Raw genomic sequence first — 695 nt, 5'->3', positions numbered from 1 at the left:
GTGCTGTTCATTTGACACCTCTCAGTGAAATATTGAGTTCATTCTTGAACTTTATTTATGATTCATTCATTTTTATATTTCATATAATTACATTGATTTTATCTATTTTAATTAAAGTAATTTTTATAAATGTAGGGTGAGAGTATTAAAGGATAATAACAGGGATGACTAACCCCTAATACTCTCTAAGTAGGTAATTGTGATTAGGTTATTACTAAACGCGATCCGCGCGGTAGCAAGTCACATCTACTTCAACCTTCACGTCTACAACTAGGTCGCAAACCATGCAGATACGAGCCGGTGGGTTAGCACCGAAGAACTCTTTGAATACCTTATTAAAAGATTGGAAGTAACGAGAATCCGTTAGCACAACCTTTACGTGCATTACGTCTTCTAGGCCGTAGCCCGCTTCAGTCATGATATCGACACAGTTTTGGATCGCTAGGCGAGACTGGTCAACAATGCCACCCTCTACCACTTCACCATCTGTCATCGGTGTCTGGCCAGAAACGTATAGGAAACCACCCGCTTCAGTTGCGCGTGCAAATGGTAAATGTTGTCCGCCTGTACCTGTACCGCCTTCAACACCGTAACGTTTAATAGTCATTTTTTAACTCCACTTCTTTATAGATAATATTGGTTCTGTTCCAATATATTTAAATTAATTCGTCGTTTTCTTATTACTGTATATCTAA

The 695-nt window shown here is 38.4% G+C and carries 1 protein-coding gene; it reads right to left on the bottom strand.

What is annotated here, in order from left to right; genetic code table 11:
* Positions 1-214 precede the first annotated feature (214 nt).
* A complete protein-coding gene (locus AB4185_RS21955) occupies positions 215-607 on the bottom strand; it encodes a RidA family protein (RefSeq protein ID WP_017065166.1) in 393 nt (130 codons plus the stop codon).
* Positions 608-695: the final 88 nt, after the last annotated feature.

Origin of the sequence: Vibrio sp. 10N.286.48.F5 (genome assembly GCF_041469785.1) — a bacterium.
GTDB classification, from domain to species: domain Bacteria; phylum Pseudomonadota; class Gammaproteobacteria; order Enterobacterales; family Vibrionaceae; genus Vibrio; species Vibrio crassostreae_C.
Note: the sequence above shows the minus strand (reverse complement) of the source record. Positions and strands in the feature narration are given on the sequence as shown.

Coding starts and splice junctions, on each gene's coding strand:
- AB4185_RS21955 (WP_017065166.1), bottom strand. CDS start 607: ATGACTATTAAACGTTACGGTGTTGAAGGCGGTACAGGTACAGGCGGA.